The 19,343-nt window shown below is 54.0% G+C and carries 22 protein-coding genes and 1 other RNA gene; 11 read left to right on the top strand and 12 right to left on the bottom strand.

Features of this window, described 5'->3' with window-relative positions; genetic code table 11:
- Nucleotides 1–40: 40 nt before the first annotated feature.
- Nucleotides 41–388 carry a hypothetical protein gene (locus VMC84_RS05470; protein ID WP_325378904.1) on the bottom strand — a complete coding sequence of 116 codons (348 nt, stop codon included), beginning with the start codon at nucleotides 386–388 and terminating at the stop codon, nucleotides 41–43.
- Between the two features lie 109 nt (nucleotides 389–497).
- On the opposite strand from VMC84_RS05470, the gene VMC84_RS05465 reads away from it, so the two are divergent.
- Genes VMC84_RS05465 through VMC84_RS05450 form a run of 4 tightly spaced genes read left to right on the top strand, consistent with a single transcriptional unit; the run spans nucleotide 498 to nucleotide 4,559 of the window.
- Complete coding sequence (locus VMC84_RS05465; protein WP_325378902.1) at nucleotides 498–2,138, top strand: DNA topoisomerase VI subunit B; 1,641 nt, start codon at nucleotides 498–500, stop codon at nucleotides 2,136–2,138.
- Nucleotides 2,122–3,222, top strand: a complete 1,101-nt coding sequence (locus tag VMC84_RS05460) for a DNA topoisomerase IV subunit A (RefSeq protein WP_325378900.1) — start codon at nucleotides 2,122–2,124, stop codon at nucleotides 3,220–3,222. Before VMC84_RS05465 ends, VMC84_RS05460 begins: the two co-directional genes overlap by 17 nt.
- Nucleotides 3,223–3,263: 41 nt before the next feature.
- Nucleotides 3,264–4,283, top strand: coding sequence for a YkgJ family cysteine cluster protein (locus tag VMC84_RS05455; RefSeq protein WP_325378898.1), 1,020 nt, complete (start codon nucleotides 3,264–3,266; stop codon nucleotides 4,281–4,283).
- 33 nt (nucleotides 4,284–4,316) lie between these two features.
- Nucleotides 4,317–4,559 (top strand): hypothetical protein, encoded by a 243-nt coding sequence (locus VMC84_RS05450; RefSeq protein ID WP_325378896.1) that lies wholly within the window; start codon nucleotides 4,317–4,319, stop codon nucleotides 4,557–4,559.
- Nucleotides 4,560–5,131: 572 nt separating this feature from the next.
- Here the strand turns inward: VMC84_RS05450 and VMC84_RS05445 are convergent.
- Entirely contained in the window at nucleotides 5,132–6,040 is a 909-nt protein-coding gene (locus VMC84_RS05445; RefSeq protein ID WP_325378894.1) for a CPBP family intramembrane glutamic endopeptidase, read from the bottom strand.
- Nucleotides 6,041–6,139: 99 nt separating this feature from the next.
- Between VMC84_RS05445 and VMC84_RS05440 the strand changes: the two genes are divergently transcribed.
- Together VMC84_RS05440 and VMC84_RS05435 are read left to right on the top strand one after the other, a co-directional pair.
- Nucleotides 6,140–6,769 carry an HAD family hydrolase gene (locus VMC84_RS05440; protein ID WP_325378892.1) on the top strand — a complete coding sequence of 210 codons (630 nt, stop codon included), beginning with the start codon at nucleotides 6,140–6,142 and terminating at the stop codon, nucleotides 6,767–6,769.
- A gap of 48 nt (nucleotides 6,770–6,817) precedes the next feature.
- Nucleotides 6,818–7,237: a VOC family protein gene (locus VMC84_RS05435; RefSeq protein WP_325378890.1), complete on the top strand. Its 420-nt coding sequence runs from the start codon at nucleotides 6,818–6,820 to the stop codon at nucleotides 7,235–7,237.
- A 109-nt stretch (nucleotides 7,238–7,346) separates the two neighbouring features.
- Here VMC84_RS05435 and VMC84_RS05430 read toward each other — a convergent pair whose 3' ends face one another.
- Complete coding sequence (locus VMC84_RS05430) at nucleotides 7,347–8,411, bottom strand: fasciclin domain-containing protein (protein WP_325378888.1); 1,065 nt, start codon at nucleotides 8,409–8,411, stop codon at nucleotides 7,347–7,349.
- Between the two features lie 160 nt (nucleotides 8,412–8,571).
- An RNA gene (gene ffs, locus VMC84_RS05425) (signal recognition particle sRNA) lies at nucleotides 8,572–8,884 on the bottom strand.
- Between the two features lie 422 nt (nucleotides 8,885–9,306).
- On the opposite strand from ffs, the gene VMC84_RS05420 reads away from it, so the two are divergent.
- The 4 genes from VMC84_RS05420 to VMC84_RS05405 all read left to right on the top strand — a co-directional run bounded on the left by VMC84_RS05420 (nucleotide 9,307) and on the right by VMC84_RS05405 (nucleotide 12,205).
- Complete coding sequence (locus tag VMC84_RS05420) at nucleotides 9,307–9,564, top strand: hypothetical protein (protein WP_325378886.1); 258 nt, start codon at nucleotides 9,307–9,309, stop codon at nucleotides 9,562–9,564.
- A gap of 201 nt (nucleotides 9,565–9,765) precedes the next feature.
- On the top strand, nucleotides 9,766–10,089 hold the full coding sequence (locus VMC84_RS05415; RefSeq protein ID WP_325378884.1) for a non-histone chromosomal MC1 family protein: 324 nt from the start codon (nucleotides 9,766–9,768) through the stop codon (nucleotides 10,087–10,089).
- A gap of 320 nt (nucleotides 10,090–10,409) precedes the next feature.
- Nucleotides 10,410–11,747, top strand: a complete 1,338-nt coding sequence (locus VMC84_RS05410) for an FAD-dependent oxidoreductase (protein ID WP_325378882.1) — start codon at nucleotides 10,410–10,412, stop codon at nucleotides 11,745–11,747.
- On the top strand, nucleotides 11,744–12,205 hold the full coding sequence (locus VMC84_RS05405; protein WP_325378880.1) for a DUF192 domain-containing protein: 462 nt from the start codon (nucleotides 11,744–11,746) through the stop codon (nucleotides 12,203–12,205). Before VMC84_RS05410 ends, VMC84_RS05405 begins: the two co-directional genes overlap by 4 nt.
- Nucleotides 12,206–12,210: 5 nt before the next feature.
- On the opposite strand, the gene artA is transcribed toward VMC84_RS05405, so the two are convergent.
- The 5 genes from artA to mptA all read right to left on the bottom strand — a co-directional run bounded on the left by artA (nucleotide 12,211) and on the right by mptA (nucleotide 16,306).
- Entirely contained in the window at nucleotides 12,211–13,077 is an 867-nt protein-coding gene (artA, locus tag VMC84_RS05400) for an archaeosortase A (RefSeq protein WP_325378878.1), read from the bottom strand.
- A gap of 18 nt (nucleotides 13,078–13,095) precedes the next feature.
- Nucleotides 13,096–13,746 (bottom strand): thiamine phosphate synthase, encoded by a 651-nt coding sequence (thiE, locus tag VMC84_RS05395; RefSeq protein WP_325378876.1) that lies wholly within the window; start codon nucleotides 13,744–13,746, stop codon nucleotides 13,096–13,098.
- A gap of 8 nt (nucleotides 13,747–13,754) precedes the next feature.
- Nucleotides 13,755–14,555: a hydroxyethylthiazole kinase gene (thiM, locus tag VMC84_RS05390; RefSeq protein WP_325378874.1), complete on the bottom strand. Its 801-nt coding sequence runs from the start codon at nucleotides 14,553–14,555 to the stop codon at nucleotides 13,755–13,757.
- Between the two features lie 78 nt (nucleotides 14,556–14,633).
- On the bottom strand, nucleotides 14,634–15,197 hold the full coding sequence (locus VMC84_RS05385) for a hypothetical protein (protein WP_325378872.1): 564 nt from the start codon (nucleotides 15,195–15,197) through the stop codon (nucleotides 14,634–14,636).
- A gap of 176 nt (nucleotides 15,198–15,373) precedes the next feature.
- Nucleotides 15,374–16,306: a GTP cyclohydrolase MptA gene (gene mptA, locus VMC84_RS05380; RefSeq protein ID WP_325378870.1), complete on the bottom strand. Its 933-nt coding sequence runs from the start codon at nucleotides 16,304–16,306 to the stop codon at nucleotides 15,374–15,376.
- A 198-nt stretch (nucleotides 16,307–16,504) separates the two neighbouring features.
- Between mptA and VMC84_RS05375 the strand changes: the two genes are divergently transcribed.
- Nucleotides 16,505–16,708 carry a hypothetical protein gene (locus tag VMC84_RS05375; protein WP_325378868.1) on the top strand — a complete coding sequence of 68 codons (204 nt, stop codon included), beginning with the start codon at nucleotides 16,505–16,507 and terminating at the stop codon, nucleotides 16,706–16,708.
- 37 nt (nucleotides 16,709–16,745) lie between these two features.
- Here VMC84_RS05375 and mch read toward each other — a convergent pair whose 3' ends face one another.
- From mch to VMC84_RS05360, 3 genes are all read right to left on the bottom strand, one after another.
- A complete protein-coding gene (mch, locus tag VMC84_RS05370) occupies nucleotides 16,746–17,720 on the bottom strand; it encodes a methenyltetrahydromethanopterin cyclohydrolase (RefSeq protein WP_325378866.1) in 975 nt (324 codons plus the stop codon).
- A gap of 67 nt (nucleotides 17,721–17,787) precedes the next feature.
- Nucleotides 17,788–18,867 carry a hypothetical protein gene (locus tag VMC84_RS05365; protein ID WP_325378864.1) on the bottom strand — a complete coding sequence of 360 codons (1,080 nt, stop codon included), beginning with the start codon at nucleotides 18,865–18,867 and terminating at the stop codon, nucleotides 17,788–17,790.
- A 3-nt stretch (nucleotides 18,868–18,870) separates the two neighbouring features.
- Nucleotides 18,871–19,113, bottom strand: coding sequence for a hypothetical protein (locus tag VMC84_RS05360; protein ID WP_325378860.1), 243 nt, complete (start codon nucleotides 19,111–19,113; stop codon nucleotides 18,871–18,873).
- Nucleotides 19,114–19,343: the final 230 nt, after the last annotated feature.

Genomic DNA, 19,343 nt, shown 5'->3' with positions numbered 1-19,343 from the left:
GAATATTGGCTGTTATATATATTCTATATATTTATTCGCCCTAGCACGTAACGTGGAGTATGGCTATAAAGCGCCTATTCTCCTTCTCGATCCGGTCTAACAGCGACGGGGTCGGCTTCATGACGGGCGAATAGCGTGATAAAAACGATTGCGCCTCGGGCGTAACCGGCAAGTCGCCGTACTGTCCGGTACCTATATAGACAACCTCCGGGTCTTCTCCGGTGACAAAGCCCAGCTCGAGCTCGGACAAGGGAGTGTGCCCGTATTCGCCCTTCAAAGCTTTCGACGCCTTTTTCTTCCGCTTTGTGACGCTTCCGTCCGTGTGGATGACCACGTCGTGCTCGTAGGTCGTGCCTTGAACATTTACCCATCCAAAGCCAGTCTTCATCCAGATTCTCCCCCATGATTCATTATTGAACCTGTAACGATAAGGATTTCCGGGCATGGGCGCGGGTGATGCAAAGTTTTAATAAAAGCATGTGATACCTTATACCACGATGACTTCCAGGGAATCCAGTACTTCCGGGGAATCCAGTGCGCCCATCGCCGTCGAGCTGGCGAAAAAACAAAAGGCGATCAGCGTTGCCGAATTCTTCGAAAAGAACCGGCACATGCTCGGATTTGATTCGCTGCCCCGCTGCCTCATCACGTGCGTCAAGGAGGCCGTCGACAACGCCCTCGACGCCTGTGAAGAATCGCAGATCCTGCCAGACATATACATCCGAGTCCGCAAGGTGGATGAGCGTATCCTGAACGTCGTCATCGAGGACAACGGTCCCGGGGTCCAGAAGGACGTGCTCCCCCGGGTGTTCGGCAAGCTCTTGTACGGCAGCAGGTTCCACGCCATCCGGCAAAGCAGAGGCCAGCAGGGTATCGGTATTTCGGCGGCCGTGCTTTATGCACAGCTCACCAGCGGCAAGCCGGCACGCATTACTTCCAGGATAGACCCGAAGCTACCGGCTTACGTGTACGAGCTTAAAATAGACACTGAAACCAACGAGCCGAAACTGCTCTCCGAAAATTACGATGATTTCTTCACTTCCAGGGGTACCCGCATCGAGCTAAACATGGAGGGCACATATGTTCGGGGCAGACAATCGGTCCTGGAATATTTAAAAAATACGGCGATAGTGAATCCGCATGCCCGTATCACGTTCGTCGACCCGTACGACGAGAGAGTCATCTTCGAGCGGGCCTGCGACGTGCTCCCGAAGCAGCCTGTCGAGATCAAGCCACACCCCCACGGTATCGAGCTGGGAACGCTCATCAAGATGCTCCAGGCGACCGGGGAGACCAAGCTAAGCAAGTTCCTTTCCGCGTCATTCGCCAAGATCGGCGGCACTACAATGGAGTCCATCTGTAAGGAGGCGAACCTCGACCCCGGCATGGCGCCGTCAAAGCTGGCTACGGACATCGACGGCGTGAAGAGGCTCATGGCGGCCTTCCAAAAAATAAAGATCCAGGCGCCGCCGAAGGACTGTCTTTCGCCCATCACGGGCGACCTCCTGAAGAAGGGCCTCACGCAAAATCACCGCGTTGACTTCATTTCCACCGTATCGCGCCCGGTTAACGTGTCTCATGGCAACCCGTTCCTGGTCGAGGCGGCCATCGCCTACGGCGGCGACATCGACACGGAAGGCCGGGCGGAGATATACCGCATTGCCAACCGCGTGCCGCTCATGTACCAGCAGGGCGCATGCGCGATAACGCACGCCATCGAGCGCATCAACTGGAAGAATTATAATCTGGAACAGCCCAAGGGAGCGAAGATGCCCCAGGGGCCCATCATGATAATGGTGCACGTGGCGTCGACCAACGTGCCCTTCACGTCCGAATCGAAGGACGCCATAGCCGACATCCCCGAGATCGAGGACGAGATCGAGCTGGCCGTGCGGGAGGCGGCGAGGGACCTGGGCCGGTATCTCTCGGAACAGAAGAAGGCCCTGGACGCCCGCAAGAAAATAAAGATGTTCGAGTCCTACACGAAGGAGCTGGCGCTGGCGCTGGAGGACCTCACTGGTAAGGATCATGTAAAGATCGAGGCAGAGCTGAGGGATGTGCTGGCTAAAAAATATACAAAATTCATCGATACCGGGGAGCCGGTGAAGGAGGGAGCCGTGAATGACAGCCCGCAGTAAGGAGATCGTGGAAAGGCTGACGAAGGTCGGCGAGGGCGTCCTGGACGATGTCAGGGCGGGCAAGAACCCGTCCGTCGACATTACGATGAGGGCGCTGAGCAACGTGTATTACGATGAAAAGTCTGGCCTGATAAAACTGGGGGATGAAAAGCAGAAGCGGTATTACTTCAACATCGGACAGGCGAAGAAGTTCCTCCAGACCATGCTCATCGCCAAGCAGATCAAGATCCTTTTAGAGCAGGATAAGCCCGCCCTGTCTATTCGTCAATTGTTCTATACGCTGAAGCACGAGATACCGGGCGCCGGGGAGAATACCTTCGACCTCCAGGAGGAGTCGGACCCAATAATCGAGGATATGGAGCTCATGACGGACAGCCTCCGCGAGGAATTGAATCTCATCGCCACGCCTAACGGCGTGCTCGCCGGGCCGATGGTCGTCGAGGATAAGACCGGCGATACACTTGACTTCACGAAGATGGGCTCGGCGGGCGGCGCGGTGCCGCCCATCGTCGAGGACGATTACTTCCACATCAAGGAGATGAGCGCCGACTACATCCTGGTCGTGGAAAAGTATGCCGTATGGAATTTATTGAACCAGGAGAAGTACTGGAAGAAGAATAATTGTCTGCTGCTCACCGGCAAAGGCCAGCCCGCACGTGCGGAAAGAAGGCTGCTGGCCAGGTTTGGCGCGGAGTATAAGATACCGATTTACGTGTTCACCGATATGGACCCGTGGGGATACTACATCTACTCGGTCTACAAATCGGGCTCCATCAACCTGGCGTTCTTCTCGGAAAAGGCGGCGTGCCCGAGGGCGAAATACATCGGCCTTTCCGTAAAGGACGTTATGGACTTCGACATCCCCAGGAGCTCCTGGGTCAAGCTGAACGACGAGGACTTCAAGCGCATGGAGGAGATAGCCGGCTACCCGTGGTTCAAGAAGGACCGGTGGCAGAACGAGCTGGCCGACCTCAAGAAGTTCGGGTACAAGATCGAGCAGGACGCGCTGGTCTCGAAGTCCATTGAATTTACTTCGAACCACTATTTGCCCACGAAGATCGAGAATAAGGACTACTTCGATTAGGGAGGAAATAGTTGATAAAGGATGGCCAATAATAAAAAATCATGGCCTCCGGCGTCCTCACCTATGATGATTTTCGATGCAGCTTGTGCGGCACCTGCTGCAGGAAGCAGAAAGTCGTACTGTTAACGCTCTATGATATTTTCCGCATATCCGAACGGCTCGGCATGCGTCCCGGCGAATTTTTTAAGAAGTACTGTACCATATCGGCGAAGTTCAACAGCGATGGGCTAAAGCGCTTTTACCTGAAGGCCGACGGCGGCTGCCCGTTCCTGAAGGATAATATGTGCTCCATACAGGACGTGAAGCCGGTGGTCTGCGCACGAAATCCCTTTTACTATATGGAGGCATCGCTGGCCGCCTGCAAGGTCTTTGGCATCATCGAGGATGAGTGCCGGATCAACGAGTATCCGTACGACACGATGGTCAAGGGCGACAACGAGAGCCTCATCGACATGGACATCCTGGTGATGGCCACGGACGAGTACATCGCGAAGTACGGCCGCTTCGACGAGAAGACGGCCAGGCCATATTACGAAAAAGCCCTGGAGGACCTGAAAGACACGGGCCTGCGGGCGTTAACGTATACCGCACTCGTAGGCCAGTCCGTTCGCCGGGAGGAACAATGCCGCACGGACCCGTATTATAAGGGCGCCACGAACATGTATATCGGCGGCTTCTATAACGATTTCAAGAAAGCCGTAAAAATCTCAAATGGCACATATGCTTTCGAGCCCTCGGCGCTGGGCATGATCGACAGTGTCATGGCCCTGGTGCTCTTCGAAAAGGACTACCGGGAGATCAAGAAGGCGCTGGGACAGCAGAGCGGCGCCACTATCCACGCCCGCGGATCGGTCTTTGAGGGAAGGGAGTACGTTATCGTCTCCGTCGAGCCGGCGAACGGTAAAAAAGTCATCTTCTATTATCATATCGAGCCAGACGAGAAAGCCTCCCTTCGCCATGAGCCGGGCGAGATCCTCATCGACTTCAAGAGCGAAAAAGGCGGCAGCTTTTTCTTCAAGGGTAAAGATGCAGATCAATGGCTGTCGCAGGCGACTAAATAACTTTAATACGACGAAATGCCTGCATATGTACGCATGGAATTCGTATTCACCAAGCTCGTGGGATTGCTGTCGCTGACAGGCACTATCGTAGGTCTCGTCTTAGGCGGTGCGACGATAATGTGGAACGTTTACGTCGGGTCGGTGTTCTTTTTACTTGCCATCGTTTCATTTATCACGTTCATAGGATTCCTTTACAACTTCATCCGGTATGCCGAGTACGAAATACCCTACGAGAAGGTGAAGGATGGGATGGATGAAGATGAAGAGCCCCGATAGCTGCCCGGATTATCTACGAAATAATATTTCTTTTTCCACTGGATGAGGTAATGACAGGCGATTTATCGTTAATGAATTGGGCTTTGTGACCTTTGCACCTTTATCTAAAAAGAAAATTTTATGAAACTTAGTGTCGCCGTGCCTTCAGTGGTTCCGTGTTTGTTTAGTAGTCCTTTGCCGCTTTTTCCATTTTCGTACTGCCCGTCGGTTTTTCAACACGAAAACACTAATTCTTTTATATCCCACGTAAGTCTCGATAATCATTAAGGCTCATGCCTGGCGCTTAAAACACGAAACAACCTCCCGAATGAACACCAAACCACAAAAAGATTGAAACACGAGGACGGCATGAAATTAATGCTTTCTCTAGTGTTTCAAGTTAATTTAGCGAGGTCCGTGCCTTTGGGAGGTTGTTTGGTGTTTTGACGTGAAAGCATCCACTTTAGTGTGGTTCGTGCCCCTTACGTGGGACTAGAAAAGAATTCGTGTTTTCGTGTTGAAAAACCGGACAAATCAGCGAACCACACGAACAAAGGACAAACGATCACACAACAAACACGGAACTACCTCGCCTAGAGTATCCCCGCAAACATCGGCATTATGATGAGCACGTAGAAGCCGGCATGGTAAAGCGCCGCCGGGACGATACTTTTTTCTGTCATAGTTAACCGGCCCCAGTAATAGCCCAGTATAGAGCCGATGACGAAGACGGCGGGCAGATAGATAAGCTGCTGGCCGACGGCATAGACCACGAAAGCCTCGAAGACGCCAAAGGCGAGAGCCTGTATGATATTGGCACGATTCTCGCCCGCGAGAGGCACCATCCGCGAGAGCAGCAGGCCCCTGAACCACAGCTCCTCGCCGACGCCGCTGAGAAGGCCGAATATGACGGCCATCCACGCTATATATCCGAGGTCGCTGAGGCGCATAGAGGAGCCGCCGAAGGCGAAATACAGAACGGCCAGGCCCAGTACGATACAAAGTATAAAGGCGACAGCGCCGTAGAGCAGGCCCGACCGGCCGCTGTCCCTGATAAAGTCGTCCTCGGGCTCGCCCCCTTCAAAGTATAGCAGCAGCCAGATGAGCAGCACGCTTAAAACGGCAAAGATAAAGCTCATCATTACCGGCCTCATGAGGCCGCCCACGATGGGAAGAACGCGGAAAAAGGACGCTGCGTCAATGATAAAAGTGAGCAACGAAAGCGCCAGGTATGCGTCTATAAGGCTTTTAAAAGGCCGGAGGCCGGCCACGCTCCCCGGGCGGGACAGGTAGGCAAAAACCGCGAACGATATCACGGAGAATGCAGAAAGGATGATGGCGTCCTGGCTTTTTTCCAGCTGGCTCCCGAACAGGAATAGCGTATATAGCACCGCCAGGAGGGATAGGATCAGCAGCGCCGGAGGCACCTTATACCCACCGACGTTGAATTCTTTTATGCTCATCTCCTTCGGCTTTCGCGTTCCCTTCCTGTAACCGCTCATATGCCCTTATCATCACCATGAACCGGTAAAAGCTTTACGATATTGCACGAACCGCAAAGTATTTTGAAGCAGGTCGTGCTTATTCTATCATTAAGGGCTATGGAACGCATTAAGGGACTCATTTTCGACCTGGACGGCACGATCATCGACAACGACGACGATTACATCGAGCTCATGCTCCATCGCGTCGGCCACGACCTGGGCTACGATTTTACGCTACGCCACGCCAAAGAGCTCTGGTATGCCATCGACTCGGAGTCACGGGATAACGTGATCAAGCGGTGGGGCTGCGACCCGGATAAGTTCTGGACTGTATTTAATAAGTACGAGAACATCGACGAGAAGCTGCGGAGCACATACCTCCATGAGGATGCGTCCATCCTCAAGGGGCTTAACATGCCGAAGGGCATCGTGACGCATACTTCTTACGACCACACGGATAAGCTCCTGAAAAAGGTGGGCATGCGCCCATACTTCAACCCAATCATCGCCTGCACCGAGGATACGGGATACAAGCCATCGCCGCTGCCCATTATCTACTGCCTGGTCGACATGAAGCTCAAGCCCGATGAGGCAGCCTACGTGGGCGATACCCTCTCCGACATCATGGCCGCACAGAATGCCGGTGTGAGGAGCATCTATATCAACCGGTTCGGCCGGCAGATCAAGGCGAAGCCCGACTACGAGATCCATAGTTTGGAAAGTCTCCTCGATATATTGAAGAATTAAGGTCCCGCCTTGTTTATCGCGAACGGCTATTTTCCCGCCGCAGCTACCATGTATCTGGTATATACCATGCATGCGACTACGACACGAGAAAAAATAAAGACCGGCGGGCTATGCCATATCGCCATCGATGTGTCTGACGTGGACAGGTCCCTGAAATTTTACACCGGCATGTTCGACATGAACATAATCGGCCGCACTGAGAAATACGCCCATGTACAGACGGCCGGCGCCCGCGACAGCCTATTCCTTTTCAAGGCCGACGGGCCGGTGAGTCCGGGAGACTGCGGGCTGACGCATATGCATTTCGGCTTCCGCATAGACGATAAGAACTTCGATAAAGCCCTCGAATATATCAGGATGAACAACATCCCGGTCCACCATAATCCTTCAAGGGGAACCGGCCGGTTCGTCTACATCGAGGACCCGGACGGTTACGTCATACAGCTGGAGCCCGGCGACTGCGAATAAATCAATAAATTCAAGCTGGCTTGACTGCCGGCCGTTTACTCATTAGTAGATAGATCGTGCAGAAAGCCTGGATCGGCAATCGTATCAAATGAAAAAAAATAATTAGTAGTCAAACCGGTTTAACGGCAGGCTGCTTGTTCAGGTACCGGTAGATCGCCATGAACCCGGTGATCAGGAGCGGCACCAGATATTTTTTTATGTCGCCCTCCGTGAAACCCTTAGCGATTCCCGTCGTGTTAATAATATCCATGATCGTGGATATACCGGGCTCGCTACCACCGGCCATTGCCGCGCCAATGTTATTTTGTATATATTGTTTTCCCAGGAAGCCAAGGAAATCCTGCTTATTGGCGAATGTGCCCTTGCTTATAAGCTCGTTCAATCCTTTTAAGGCATCGCCTGACAAAGGCAGATCGACGTTCTTCGCGATATCCTGAACATTTGGCTCGCGGACGCTCGCGAGCGACTCGCGGACCTGTCGCATCGTCTCCTCTGCCTTAAGATGCTCTTCGGGCCGGGCTCGTGCCGCTTCATACGCCTTTTCATAGGTCTTCGGCTTGCTGCCCCTTGTCAGGAAGTATAGTGCAATCCCGCCCAGAACGATGGCGCCGAGTAGCCACGGGAGCCAGCCGGGAAGACCCGACGACCGGCTTACCTGAGCCTGCGGAAGAGCGAACCCGGGAGGCAACAGGACACTGTCGACCGGGTATATCATCCCGTTCGTGCTATCTATACCAGAACCTGGCGAGATCTTCGCTCCGGCAACCGATACTACTCCGTTTTTCACGGTCACCGGTAAGGTCCTGCCATCGACGGTCTTGATCGAGGTCATCCTGGAAAGGTCCGCATAGGATATTTTCCCGGGCACGACATGATATTTGACCAGGTTGGCCAGAAGAGGCTTATCGTCCATCAGCGCTTTGACCCGGTCGGAGGGCAGGCTCGCTATGGCATTATTCGTCGGCGCGAACAGCGTATACGGCGCCGCACCGTTCAATACGCCATCGAGTCCGGCAGCCTTCGCCAGGTTGACCACACTGGAAAATTCTGGACGGGAGGCCATGTTCTCCAGCATCGTTTTACCCGTCGACTGTGCGTTGATCATGGGAATTGTCATGCCCGCCAGGGTAGCGAGTATGATCATCACCAGGACTAATTTTTTAATATCTGACATGTAAAACACCAAAAAATAGAACTACTGGATACATAAATCAATTAATAACATATTATTAATATTAAAATTATAATTAATAATTTTAATATAAAAATGCAGCCGATGCGCCCATTTCGAGTGAACGATACTGGAAAAAGGCATTCTCGACAATGATTAATAGTAGCGAGCGCGCCATCAGTCGACGCCGAGCAATATGAAGGTTATCTTACTCCTTCCCTCCGGCCCGCAACCCCACAAGCGTTAGTTGTTTACGGTAAGCATGCTCCCTTCCGGGCCTGTGCCGGTCCCCGCAATTAAGGCGTAGATCATGCTCTCCAGCATGACATAGCGCCACCGCCAACCAAGCGGGACGGGCCTTCACTGTCGAGAAGTAAGGCCTTCATACAACAGGAACGCCTTCCTCAAGCTTCGCCCCCAACATGCCGACGATTGAAGGTAGCAGGTGACGCCGAACCACCCGGGCTAGCTCGCCGATAAGAAATGCCCCGTCTATGAAATAAACTTTATCCTTCGAAAATATGAAAAGGTGGTCGTATAGAGAATGTATAGTGATATAGCTTATGAAAATAATTAATAAGTACTCTAAAGTGCATTTTTAAATTATTATAGATAAGTTGGTGCCGCCTGGTGTAAACTCCGTGCCACTTGGTGATATTAATTGAATTGGTGCCGCCTGGTGTAATCCTGGCATGGTTGAAATAATAGCTGCTCTCAAGCGGCACCAGGAATACATAAGGGTCACCAAAATATTATATAATCACCAAGCCGCTCCAAGGTTACACCAGGCGGCACCAATTATCATTGAATATCTTCCAAATTTAATTTTTTAGTATGTTAAGGTAGTAACAGGGAAATACTATTTTATCGTATAGACATATTATATTGTAGTGATATAATGGCGGAAGCTACCGTAGAAGAGTTAGTCGGCTTTATTAGCGGCAACGTGAAGCGGAAACAGATCGTCGACGTGCTCGACAAGAACGGGGCGGAGACCGAAGAGACGCTCGGGAAGCTGACGAGGGCGCCGAAGCTCTTTCTCGAAAAGGCGCTAAAGGACATGGCCGAAAAAGGCGTCATCAAGAAGCAGAAGGATAAGTACGCGCTCACAGAGAATGGCAAGGCGGCGGCAACGGTCCTCCATTCAATGCGCTAATTCTGTTCGCAGGGCCGGTAAATCTTTTTTTATTTAAAGCAAAAGTGCCTAAATATTTCCCCGAATCTGTTAATTCCAATAATAATGGGTCTAAAAAGGCTCAATATGACGATAGGGGTTAATTTCACAAGCTATAAATAGGAAGATTTCAAATTAAATATAGCGAATGCCGTTAAAAGAACGGTATGGAAAGGTGATTCAATGGTAGCAAGAGAAAAAAAGAACTTCGGCTTATTGAATGAAAACGGGGAGGAGATCGGCACATTCACGGGCGCACAGCCCAGGGATGCCGCGCTTAAGGTAGCTAACAAGAATATCACGAAGATAATCCTCCGTGAGAAGGGCACCAAGAAGCTCCACTTCTTCAAGGGTGAACGTAAGCAGGTCCCCAAGCCGGCGAACTCGCCCGCGTGGCTGCCCGATAAGATCTGGAAGGCCAGCGTCGAGAAGATCGGCATCAAGCACCTCCAGTACAACGAGCTGTCGAGGAACCCTAAGGAAGCTTTCAAGTTCCCCGCCAAGTAAATTACTTTTACGGGGCGGATCGCGCCCCTTCGCCTTTTTTTAGCCTGCACCACTATGTTGAATAATAGGTATTGTCTATCCGGATGACCCATTTTAAGCCCGCGAAGCCTGCTAAGGCCTCGAAGACGTTTCGAGCGCTAAGACCGCGAAGATACATTAAAAGATTTATTAATAAATGAATGAGCTTAGTCATAATTAATTTCTTATGCTGTGTTGAATTACTCCTGCATTTTAAGCCGGAGAAGTACACGACATACAAGACTTATTCAACATAGCAGCTCGCACAATCTTTATCAGCCATATCCGTTCTTAGTGTATTGATGAGCGGTGTCGTGGTAATCGGCGCAGGCATCGTCGGGGCCGGCATCGCCCGGGACCTGACGCTCCGGGGGATTCCGGTAACGCTACTGGAGCGTGAGGCCCCGGCGTCCGGAGCTTCGGGCCGGTGCCATGGATTATTACATTCGGGAGCCCGCTATGCCGTAACAGACCCCGCGGCAGCCGCCGAATGCGCCCGTGAGAACCTGGCGCTTAAAGCGATCGCGCCCGGATATATCGAGGATACGGGCGGGCTGTTCGTGGCCGTGAGCGAGGGGGAAGCCGCCTATGGCGATAAGCTTCTGGATGCCTGTAAAAAGGCATCGATACCCATGGAGGAATTATCCGCCGCGGAGTCGCCAAACAGGAAAGCCGTCCGGTGTATGAGGACCAACGATGCGGCGATAGACCCGTTTTTATTGACGATAGCAAATCTCTACGACGCCCGCATTAACGGCGCTATAGTCCACACGAGAACCGGCGTGCGGTCCATCGTGGAAGGCGGCGTACTCCTGGACGACGGCCGGACACTTAAAGCCGACATTGTCATTAACGCAGCTGGCCACGCATGCGGGGCCATAAATAAGGACATGCGCCTGAGCATACAGCCGGATAAAGGAACTATACTCGTGACGGAGCGGAGGCTCTGCGACGTCGTCCTGAACCGCATGAGGCCGCCCTCGGACGGCGATATCATAGTGCCGGGCCACACGACGTCTCTCATCGGCACGACCTCTTCCCGCTCAACGAGTACAATACCAGCGCGAGACGAATATCGGGCACTCCTGCGCGAGGCAAAAGCCATGCTGCCGGATAATGAAGAAATCAGGATCATTCGGGCGTTCTCCGGCGTGCGCCCGCTCCTCGGGAACGCCCTCGACGGCAGCATAGAAGGCCGGGCCCTTTCGAGGGATCACCATATTGATGAGAATAATGGTATAGTCACTGTCGCCGGGGGAAAGCTGACGACATACCGGCTCATAGCCGAAACGGCGGCTAATAAGGTTATGCGGCTCCTCGGAGAGAGGGGAGAATGCCGCACCAAAACGCCCCTGCCGAATATATTAAGAGATGAGCCGGACGGCAGCCTGCTGTGTAACTGCGAGCGGGCGGCGGGCCGCATCATCGCGATGGATTTCCTAAATCCGGAAGACCTGTGGAAGTTCAACCGCATCGGCTTCGGAGCGTGCCAGGGCATGCGCTGCGCTAAGAACGTCCCCCGGGAGCGGGAATTCCTGGAAGAGCGGTGGAAAGGCATAAAGCCCGTGCTCGACGATATACAGCTTAAGCAGACATACCTGTCGTGGGCTTCACAAATGTTGCAGAGGGATATATCTTGAAGGCCGGATGGATCGTGGCCATCATCATCGTGGCCGTAGCCGTGCTGGGAGCGGCATATTACCTGAGCATGCACGCGGAAAGCAACGAAGAAGGCACAAAGATAGACCTAATCAACGTGAACGGCACGGTATCGACGGTCTACGTAGACATCGCCGACACGCAGCAGGCGCGCGAGAAAGGGTTGATGTACGCTACGTCGCTGGACGATGACCAGGGCATGCTATTCATCTTCGATGTCGAGAGCAGGGAGTCCTTCTGGATGAAGAATACGCCCCTGCCGCTCGATATGATCTTCGTTAATGGCGGCTATAATATCGTCGATATCAACTATAACGCAACGCCTGAAAGCGAAATGGTGTTCACATCCCGGGCGCCGTGCAAATACGTCGTCGAGGTCAACGGCGGCTACTGTAAAGCCCATGGCATAAGCGTCGGCGACCGGATAAAAATATATTAGCGGCTTCAGCCTTTACGCTGGAGAGGCACGACCTCGGCCACTTTTTCACCGCGCAGGTTCTTTTTGATATTATGGAGCTCGATGAGGCTGAAAATATCACGTATATACGTCAGTGTCTCCGGAAGTATCGAAATGACCACATAGGATATGATCACGAGCGCGATGAGCGAGCCCGTCTCGGCCAGGACGTTGTGCGCCCAGAAGAAGCTGGCGTAGCTGGGCAGCTCGCCCGTCCACTGCACGATCATGTCCGGGGCGATCTGGAACCACTGGTTGCCATAAGCGGATACGACGAAGGTGTTCCGCACGATGTTCAATATATATATGACCGGTACGGACACCATGAACGCCTTGAACAGCCGGTCCAGAGGCGCTTTTATGCAGCCGACGATGCCCACGAAGAGCGCCATGCTCTGGATGGCAGTGCAGGCGAGGATGATCTCGACCTTGTGGCCGTTAAGCGTGATGATATTGCCTGAAGCCGTAGCAGGGTAACCGAGGGCGTTCACGGCTGCGAGGGTGATCGACGTGGTCACGCCGATGAGCCAGTCACCGAGCCAGCTGATATAGGCAAACGGGAAATAAAAGATAATGCTGATGGCGGCCGCCCTGGTCACCACCATGAGCGACTCGCGCTCGTCCTTTACCATGACGTACGCGAGGTACCAGGTCACCGGTATGGCCAGGACGCATGCGACGGTGTACATGATATTATGCTCTACCAGGTAGAACTCCGGCGTCGAAAGGCCCCAGCGCAGGCCGAAGAGGACCCAGCCGACGGCGGCCACCTTATAGGCGTACTTTTTTGGGAGCACGGCGCCCGCCACGATGATGAGCAGCGAGACCCAGAGCATGATATCTAAAAATTTCATCAGGCCCTCATAAGGTCGTTAGCCTTCATAGACTTTTTGGCACTTCGCCTCCTGGATGAGCGCTTTAAGGCGCCGGGCCGACTCCGCTATGTCCGGCTGGCTGACCACGGCCGATATGACGGCTATGCCGTCCGCGCCCGCGGCGATGGCTTCTTTCACGTTACCCGGGCCGAGGCCGCCGATAGCTATGACGGGAATATTCACGCTTTTCTTCACCCGGGCGATCAATTCAAAACCGCACATTGACCCGGCATCTTTCTTAGAGTCCGTATGGCAGATGGGCCCAAGCCCGATATAATCCGCACCATCTCGCTCGGCCTGCTGTGCCTCTTCGAGAGTCCCCGCGGAGACGCCTATGATAAAGCCGGACGGAGCCAGCGGCCTGGCCATCTTTGCCGGTATATCATCCTGGCCCAGGTGGACGCCGTCCGCGTGGGACGCGATGGCAAGGTCCAGGCGGTCGTTGACGATGAACAGCACGCCCGCCTTCTTCGTTAGAGCCCTGATGTCGAGCGCATAGTTTGCCAGTTCCTCGCCGCCCATGTGCTTATCCCGGAGCTGGATAACGTCCGCGCCCCCGGCGATGGCCCTCCTGGCGATCTCCGTATGCGTCAGTCCGTGCGACAGGCTTTCATCCGTTATCACATAAAGGTCATATGCGGAGGTCATGTATTCCTTCAGGCGTCCCTTATCCTGGCGCCTTTTTCCATCTCTTCCGGCGTCAATCGATAGATCTCGTCCAGCAGCGCCACCTTAAACGATGCCGGGCCCCGTGACAGGGGAGCCGCCTTTTCTCCGGCCAGCCCGAACGCTGCGAAGGCCGCCGCAGTAGCCGATAAATAGTCCTTCGTGACGGCCGTGAACGCGCCGGTGAGCGATGCGGCCATGCAGCCGGTGCCCGAGACCTGGCCCATGAGCGGGTGGCCGTTATCCACGAGCAGCGCCTTTTTTCCATCCGTGACGATGTCTGTCGGGCCGCTTACGGCCACGATGCGGCCCGATTCATAGGCGAACGCTTTTGCCATAGCGAGGGGCTCGCCAGTCATGCCTATAGAGTCTACGCCCTTAATATCGCCCCGGGCGCCGGCCAGCGTGGCGATCTCTGCGACGTTACCCTTTATTACGGCGATGTCCAGGTCCTGTATGAGGCGCTCTGCGCTGGTGGTCCGGAGCCGCGTCGCGCCGGCGCCCACCGGGTCCAGGATGACTGGAATACCCAGGCTGTTGGCCTTAGTGCCGGCCCGAAGCATCGTGTCGATCTGCCGGTCATCGAGCGTGCCTATGTTCAGGACCAGGGCGCCGGCCAGCGATACCATCTCGGCGACCTCGTCGCTGGCGTGGGCCATGACCGGCGCTGCGCCGATGCATATGGTGGCATTAGCACAGTCATTGACAGTGACATAATTCGTGATGTGATGAATTAGCGGCCTTTTCTCCCGGACTTCGGATAAAAGGCCTACATATATTGAATTGACCATGAGGAGACCTCGGGTTAATTGGATAATAGCCCGCAGATAGATAAAATTAACTATAGAGAGGAGGAGCGAAATATGCCCCTATTTCTTTCTCAGCATCTGTGCGAGAGCGACGGCGATAAGTATTACGATTGCCAGCACAATGCCCGTAACAATGATGCCAGTGGCCTGCGCGCCGCTATTTGCCGGCTCGGCGGCCGGTGTCGTGGTCGGCGCCGTCGTAGGAGTCGCCGCAGGTGCCGTGGTCGGAGTGGCTGTCACAGTGGCCGAGGGCGTTGGAGTCGCCGTAGCGATAGGTGTCGGTGTTGCGGCCGGGCCTGCGGTCACCTGGAATATTTTATTGGCCGAGACCCCGCTACTAACGCTCATAGCGGTGGCCGTGAGCTTTACGTTACCCGTATGATTGGCGATGGCCGTATAGGTTGCCACGCCGTTAGCATCCGTAAGGACAAAGGTTCCCAGTTCCACAGGTATGATGGAGGTATCGTTGGCCTGGAAATACACGCGGACACCCTCGGACTTGAGCGGCCCGCCGTTATACAGGATCTGGACGGTTATGTTCTGGGACGCGCCCGAAGCGAGTGCAGTCTCATTGCCCAGGTACGCAATGCCGTTTGGCGCTATGGGCGACGTCTGGGCCTGCACCAGGCCTGCCGTGGCAATGAGGCCCGCGATCAGAATGAATAGGAGCTTAATAGACGATTTGTGAGTAATAACTGGTACCTCCAGTATATAGTGAGTACTGAAGTAAAAGAGATAAACCTTTTCTCATCAACGATGAAGAGCCATATTGTAACTAAAAAGAGAATATAAGATAAAGATTAATACGCCTTGATCTCTTCGCGGAGTTGGGCCATGGTTGTCTTGAGCTCGGCGAAGGCGTTATGCTGGTGGATACTCTCCTCGTTGACCTGCTTTAAGGTAATGACGGTATCATCCGGCAGCTCTGGGAACGAGGCCAGCACGTACTTGGCCATGTCACGCACGCAGTCCTCGACGAACTTCGGGTTGGCATGGGCGTTGCTGACGACCTCCATCTCGTCGGGCCGCTTGAGGAGCTCGAAGCTGGTCGTGCTCATGGACTTCTCGATGATCTCGATTATGGTGTCCAGGGGAGCCTTGTATTCGCCCATGAATTCGATGGTTATCGTCCCGCGGCCGCGCTGGTTGTGCGTGGCCATGGGAACGCGCTCCAGGAACATCTCGATCTTCGCCTCCTCGATGCCGAGGTTATGCATCTCGGCCTCCGCCCGGGTCTTCATGAGCTCCTGTGCACAGGGGCAGGCGGTGATGCCGACCACTTCGGCGCCGATGACCTTTTTCACTTTGATCTTATCGTTCCGCTCGGCGACGGCCCGAGCGAAGACTTTGGCGACCTTCTGGGACATGACCTGGGTCCTCGGGGTTTTTCGCTTTACGATGAGCTCGCTGTCCATGTGGACTTCGGAGCGGGTCGCGTACTCGTGCCGGTTCAGGAGACGCCTGGCGACTTCGGCGCACAGGTCCTCGATGTCGAAGACGGCCGACTTGACGCTTTCCTCAAGCACTTCGTCGATAACCTCGAAGTTCCGGGACAGGTTGGCACCTCTCCGGTCCGAGGGGAGGTCCACGTACATGTTAAAAGTGGATATGAGGATGACCGGGCGCTTGTTCTGCCGGGCGACCTTGACTAGCTTCTTCACGTTCGTGACGCCTACGCGGGAGAGGTTGATGGCCACTTCCGATTTAGAGGCCTGCACATCGGGTAAGATCATAATAGCATCATCTTTGGGTGAATGTTGAATATCCATGCAATTTACGCGCTTTAATACTTTTTGGGTACGTTAACGTTATCCTGATCTCATGTCTCACTCCAATCGTACCTTATATCCCACAATCCATAATTAAATAAACGTATTTTTATATATTTGAATTTTAAATATCATCATTGTAATTCTTTCATGAGTGACATTATGAAGTGGACGCTGGTCTGCTATGAGGAGGTAGAGGAGCCGGTGGCCCCATATGTATCCGTCCATATTGTGGGCATCGTCGTTAACAAGAGGGGAGAGCGGGCCATCGCGAGGGTAAATCCCAGGGGCCGGATACATATCGGAATGGCCGGCGGGCTCATGCGAAACGAGCGCAAGGGCCATAATATCTTTCTACCTGAATAATACAAAAAGAAGGAAAGCCCCAAAAGGGGCATTAATCTTATAGGCTGTTAAAGCCGAACGACTCCATGAGAACGTCGGCGTTGACCTTGCCGGCGACGTACGTATCGCCCGTGGATATGTCGTTAATGACTACCTCGGCCGGGGCAAAGATCGACGGGTCGATCTTGTAGAAGTCGAACTTGGCCTCCTTGAAAACTGTATAGAACGGCCTGCCATAACTGCTCGCAGTCGATGAGGGCAGTTTTGCGGCGAAGTCCTTGATGTTGCCGCCATCGACGTTCAGCGTGACGCTGCCGTGATAGATCGAGGCGTCATTCGTGGTGCCCATGGCGACCGCCGAGTCCTTCTTGACCGGCGGGATCGGGGCGCTGCCGTAGGCGCTAACGATGTGCCGTGTATCGAAGCCCATCTCGTTTAATTTATAGATCGCCATCTCGACGACGCGGCCGGCGATCTGGACGGAGCCGACTGGGCTGTTGGTGGGCGCCACGATGGCGACCGTGTTGGCCGTTTCGACGCCGCATTCGCTCGCGACATAGTCCATGACCTTCTCATTCGGAAGCGTGCTGGCCTCCAGAGCTATTACTGCAAAGTCGCTGTCGTCCTCGTACTCGATGACCTCATAGGTATGCTTCGGCTTAAGTGCCAGGGCCCGGGCTGGGCCGCTGCCCATCGCGAAAAAGCCTTCCTGGTTGATCCTCCAGCCGGCCTTCTGCGCCGCGAGGCACGCCAGCGTCGGGTAGTCGGTGTAGACTTCGATGAACGGGTAAAAGAGCTCGTGCTTGAGCTTCTTATGCGTAATCGTGGGCGCCGCCAGGCCGCCCATACAGACGTTGGTGAAAGCAAGGCCGGCCTCATAGCCGCCCCTCGTGTTGACGCCGCAGTCGATGACGATGGAATCGTTCCCCAACGTGTGAGGCTCCACCTTATAGTCCTCGGGATAGTCGATCATGTCGCCGACGATCTCGAAGGCGCGCTCGTTAATGCTAATATCCTTATAAATGTTAGCCATAATGCTCACCAAAGTGTAATGGCGACCATATGCTTTTAATTTTTCCCCATGCGCCTGTTAAAAAGTGCTATTCCTTGACTTCCACCATCATGCCACGCTCGATGGATAGCCGGCCCCGGAGTTTCCTGGGCAGGATGATGAAATGGCTCCCTACGGGCTCGATATCTGCCTCTTTCAGGGTCACAGGATATTCCCGCCCATCGGGAAGTACAATTTGGACCTTCTCGCCCGGCGAGCGCAAAGAGGCAAGCGTTCGCGTGTCCACCCATGCAACATCGCCTTCCTCGAGCGTCTCCAGCACTTGCTGGTGGGAGCGGTGCCTGAGGCCGAGTATGTCATCCTCGCTCATGGCGACGGATAGCCTGATGCCCAATGGCTTCGGCACGGGCGGGACAGGCAGTGGCCGGGCCAATCGGGGCTGGATCGAGCTTAAGGCCGATTCTACGGGGATCGCCGTGCGGGCCGGCGGCGATGGCTTTGTCGGCTCGATGGTCGGCGCTTCTATCGGCCGGGGGGCCTCCACGGGCGCCGGAGCGGCTGGCCTTGCAGGCTCTGCGGCCGGCATTTCGGGCCTGGCCTTTACGGCGCTTTCCATAAAGTAGATCGCTACCGACGTATTCTCCTTGAACCGGGCCATGTCCTTGATGGCACTTTCGCCATACGAGCGGACTTCTGGCGAAGCATAGGCTGCGCCCACGCGCTTCCCGTTGTTGATGAATACGCAGGCAATAGCCTTATCATCGTAAAATTTGACCACGGAGGTGCTCTTCTCAGTTCCAAGATAGCCAATGAGCAGGATCGGGGACAGGTATTTCCCGAGCGTCGTCTCGACCATGCTCTTCATGGTCTTGTGCATGAAGACCTGGAGCATTGCGGGGTCGAGTTTGTATGCGGCCATACGCCCCGGGGCGGCGATAGCCTTGTTCTCGACGGCCTCGACGAGCTCGTCGCCTACCGTCATCCACCGCTTTGCCTCGTGGATACCGGTGACGGGACGGCCTTCCGAATAAATGAGGGCCTCCTCGTAGCCCGGGAAGATGAAGTGGATTATGCCGTCGACCTTACCGTCCTTGAGCTGCCCGGCCCGCGTAAAGTACTCGCTAGAGTTCACGTTTTCGAAGATCGGCTTATCCGATGGCAGGAGCATGGCCTATACCGCCGTCAGCGCGCTTGTGATGAAAAACAATGCTGCCGCTATGTTTAAAACGCCCGAGTAGACGCCGGAGCCCATGGTAAAAGCCTGGATGACGCACGAGAGCAGCAGCGCCACGAAGCCCCATGTCAGGAAATAGAAAATACGGAGCTTATAGGCGTTATACAGGTAAAGCGAGATGAGGATCAGGATAAGCTCGACTGCGATGACCGCGATCGCCAGCATTTGAGTGATTTCCATAGCGATGACCTGTTTCGTATTAGATAGTAATCATTTATGAGGCTTTCTGTGTCGCATTATAACTTTCATAGCCGTCTTCAATAGCTTTTTAATTTCTTACTGCTTTGTTGAATATGCCTTTTAAGTCTCAGAGTGTACGGAGGCACTATTTTTCACCACAAAGGCACGAAGAGCACGGAGGCTCACAAAGACTTTTTTATAATTAAGATACAAAGGGCACAGAGCCGCTT

Origin of the sequence: Methanocella sp. (assembly GCF_035506375.1) — an archaeon.
Taxonomy (GTDB): Archaea; Halobacteriota; Methanocellia; order Methanocellales; family Methanocellaceae; genus Methanocella.
Note: the sequence above shows the minus strand (reverse complement) of the source record. Positions and strands in the feature narration are given on the sequence as shown.